This window comes from Gordonia sp. UBA7860, assembly GCF_002500165.1.
GTDB lineage: Bacteria > Actinomycetota > Actinomycetes > Mycobacteriales > Mycobacteriaceae > Gordonia > Gordonia sputi.
Genome location: NZ_DLSO01000034.1, coordinates 1 through 3,246, shown reverse-complemented (window position 1 = coordinate 3,246; position 3,246 = coordinate 1). Strand labels below are relative to the sequence as shown.

Here is a 3,246-nt window from a genome sequence, read left to right as displayed (position 1 = left end):
CACCCCGAAGAAGCCGAACTCCGCGCTCCGTAAGGTCGCCCGCGTGCGCCTGACGAGCTCCGTCGAGGTCACCGCTTACATCCCGGGTGAAGGCCACAACCTCCAGGAGCACTCGATGGTGCTCGTGCGCGGCGGTCGTGTGAAGGACCTCCCCGGTGTTCGCTACCGCATCATCCGCGGCTCGCTCGACACCCAGGGTGTCAAGGACCGCAAGCAGGCTCGCAGCCGCTACGGCGCCAAGAAGGGAAGCTGATAAGCGATGCCACGTAAAGGACCCGCACCCAAGCGCCCCCTCGTCAACGACCCGGTCTACGGCTCGACGCTGGTCACCCAGCTCGTGAACAAGATCCTCCTCGACGGCAAGAAGTCGACTGCCGAGCGCATCGTCTACCAGGCCCTCGAGCAGGCTCGTGAGAAGACCGGCACTGATCCGGTCGTCACCCTCAAGCGCGCGCTCGACAACGTCAAGCCGACCCTCGAGGTCAAGAGCCGCCGCGTCGGCGGTGCCACCTACCAGGTGCCCGTCGAGGTCAAGCCGAACCGCGCCAACACCCTCGCACTGCGTTGGCTGGTGACGTTCAGCCGCCAGCGTCGTGAGAAGACCATGGTCGAGCGCCTGGCCAACGAGCTGCTCGATGCCTCCAACGGACTCGGCGCTTCGGTCAAGCGTCGCGAGGACACCCACAAGATGGCAGAAGCCAACCGGGCGTTCGCGCACTACCGCTGGTGACGTAACCGCCCACGGGCACTGGCCGCTCGGAGCGGAGCGAAGAGCGGCCAGTCCACCCGAGCTTGCGAGGGTGGGCTGCGCAGCCGCGGCTAGAAACAAGACAGCCTTTAGTCCCAAGATTTCCCGAAGGGAACGGAATGGCACAGGAAGTGCTCAGCGACCTGAAAAAGGTTCGCAACATCGGCATCATGGCCCACATCGATGCCGGCAAGACCACCGCGACCGAGCGAATCCTCTTCTACACCGGTGTGAACTACAAGATCGGTGAAACCCACGACGGTGCTTCGACCACCGACTGGATGGAGCAGGAGAAGGAGCGGGGGATCACCATCACCTCCGCCGCCGTGACGTGCTTCTGGAACGGCAACCAGATCAACATCATCGACACCCCCGGCCACGTCGACTTCACGGTCGAGGTCGAGCGCAGCCTGCGCGTGCTCGACGGTGCCGTTGCCGTCTTCGACGGCAAGGAAGGCGTCGAGCCGCAGTCCGAGCAGGTCTGGCGGCAGGCAGAGAAGTACGACGTCCCGCGTATCTGCTTCGTCAACAAGATGGACAAGCTCGGTGCCGACTTCTTCTTCACCGTGCGCACCATCGAGGAGCGCCTCGGCGCGAAGCCGCTGGTTCTGCAGCTTCCGATCGGCGCCGAGGACAACTTCGACGGCGTCGTCGACCTGATCGAGCAGAAGGCGATTACCTGGCGCGGCACCGTCGAGATCGGTGCGGAGCCGACCATCGAGGAGATCCCTGCTGATCTCGTCGATCAGGCTGCCGAGTACCGCGAGAAGCTGCTCGAGATCGTCGCCGAGAGCGACGAGAAGCTGCTGGAGAAGTACTTCGGTGGTGAGGAGCTCTCGGTCGAGGAGATCAAGGGCGCCATCCGCAAGCTGACGATCGCGCGTGAGTACTACCCGGTCATCTGCGGTTCGGCCTTCAAGAACAAGGGCGTCCAGCCGATGCTCGACGCGATCATCGACTACCTGCCGTCCCCGCTGGACGTGCCGAGCGTCGAGGGTCACGCCGTTGGCAACGAAGAGGAGATCCTCTCTCGTAAGCCCAGCGCAGACGAGCCGTTCTCCGCACTGGCGTTCAAGATCGCCGCGCACCCGTTCTTCGGCAAGCTGACCTTCGTCCGCGTGTACTCCGGCCACATCACGGCGGGCACCCAGGTGCTCAACGCGACCAAGGGCAAGAAGGAGCGCATCGGCAAGCTCTTCCAGATGCATGCCAACAAGGAAATGCCGGTCGAGGACGCCACCGCGGGCCACATCTACGCGATGATCGGTCTGAAGGACACCACCACCGGCGACACCCTGTGCGACCCGAGCGCGCCCATCGTCCTCGAGTCGATGAGCTTCCCGGACCCGGTCATCAACGTCTCGATCGAGCCGAAGACCAAGTCCGACCAGGAAAAGCTCGGTACCGCGATCCAGAAGCTCGCCGAAGAGGACCCGACGTTCTCCGTGCAGCTCGACGACGAGACCGGCCAGACCGTCATCGGCGGTATGGGTGAGCTCCACCTTGACATCCTCGTCGACCGTATGAAGCGCGAGTTCAAGGTCGAGGCCAACGTGGGTAAGCCCCAGGTTGCCTACCGCGAGACGATCCGCAAGGCCGTCGACAAGCACGAGTACACGCACAAGAAGCAGACCGGCGGTTCGGGCCAGTTCGCGAAGGTCATCATCAAGCTCGAGCCCCTTGTGGATGCCGAGGATGGTGCGACCTACGAATTCGTGAACGCCGTCACCGGTGGTCGCGTCCCGCGCGAGTACATTCCGTCGGTCGACGCCGGTGCGCAGGATGCCATGCAGTACGGTGTCCTCGCCGGCTACCCGCTGGTCAACTTGAAGGTCACGCTGCTCGACGGTCAGTACCACGACGTCGACTCGTCGGAAATGGCCTTCAAGATCGCCGGTTCGCAGGCCCTCAAGGAAGCTGCGAAGATGGCGAGCCCGGTAATCCTGGAGCCGATCATGGCCGTCGAGGTCACGACTCCTGAGGATTACATGGGCGACGTGATCGGCGACCTGAACTCCCGCCGTGGCCAGATCCAGGCCATGGAGGAGCGCAGTGGTGCACGTGTCGTCAAGGCACAGGTGCCGCTGTCGGAGATGTTCGGCTACATCGGCGACCTCCGGTCGCGGACCCAGGGTCGAGCTAACTACTCCATGGTGTTCGACTCGTACGCCGAGGTTCCGGCGAACGTGTCGAAGGAGATCATCGCCAAGGCCACCGGCGAGTAATTCGCCGGCCGGTCTCCGGCTTTGACCGCGCGCCAACGGCGCACGCGTCGTGCGGGCACGCAGTGTGTTCCGTGCGGGCACGCAGTGTGTTCCGCGCGGGCACGCAATACGGGTGTTCGTACGACGCGGACAACGTAAGAGAAAACCCCTGCTGGGATCCGCCCAGTAGAGCAACACAGTCCAGGAGGACAAACAAGTGGCGAAGGCGAAGTTCGAGCGGACCAAGCCGCACGTGAACATCGGCACCATCGGTCACGTCGACCACGGCAAGAC

At 63.8% G+C, this 3,246-nt stretch carries 3 protein-coding genes; all 3 read left to right on the top strand.

Annotation, left to right across the window (positions count from 1 at the left end):
- Positions 1–253 (top strand): 30S ribosomal protein S12 (gene rpsL, locus B3T59_RS05255; RefSeq protein WP_287001639.1); only part of this gene is annotated, 253 nt, incomplete at its 5' end.
- Positions 254–259: 6 nt separating this feature from the next.
- Positions 260–730, top strand: coding sequence for a 30S ribosomal protein S7 (rpsG, locus tag B3T59_RS05250; RefSeq protein WP_005170081.1), 471 nt, complete (start codon positions 260–262; stop codon positions 728–730).
- Positions 731–867: 137 nt separating this feature from the next.
- Positions 868–2,973, top strand: coding sequence for an elongation factor G (fusA, locus tag B3T59_RS05245; protein WP_005203837.1), 2,106 nt, complete (start codon positions 868–870; stop codon positions 2,971–2,973).
- Positions 2,974–3,246: the final 273 nt, after the last annotated feature.

Excerpts from the sequence above, each read along its gene's own strand:
- rpsG (WP_005170081.1), top strand. The coding sequence starts at position 260 with ATGCCACGTAAAGGACCCGCACCCAAGCGCCCCCTCGTCAACGACCCG.
- fusA (WP_005203837.1), top strand. The coding sequence starts at position 868 with ATGGCACAGGAAGTGCTCAGCGACCTGAAAAAGGTTCGCAACATCGGC.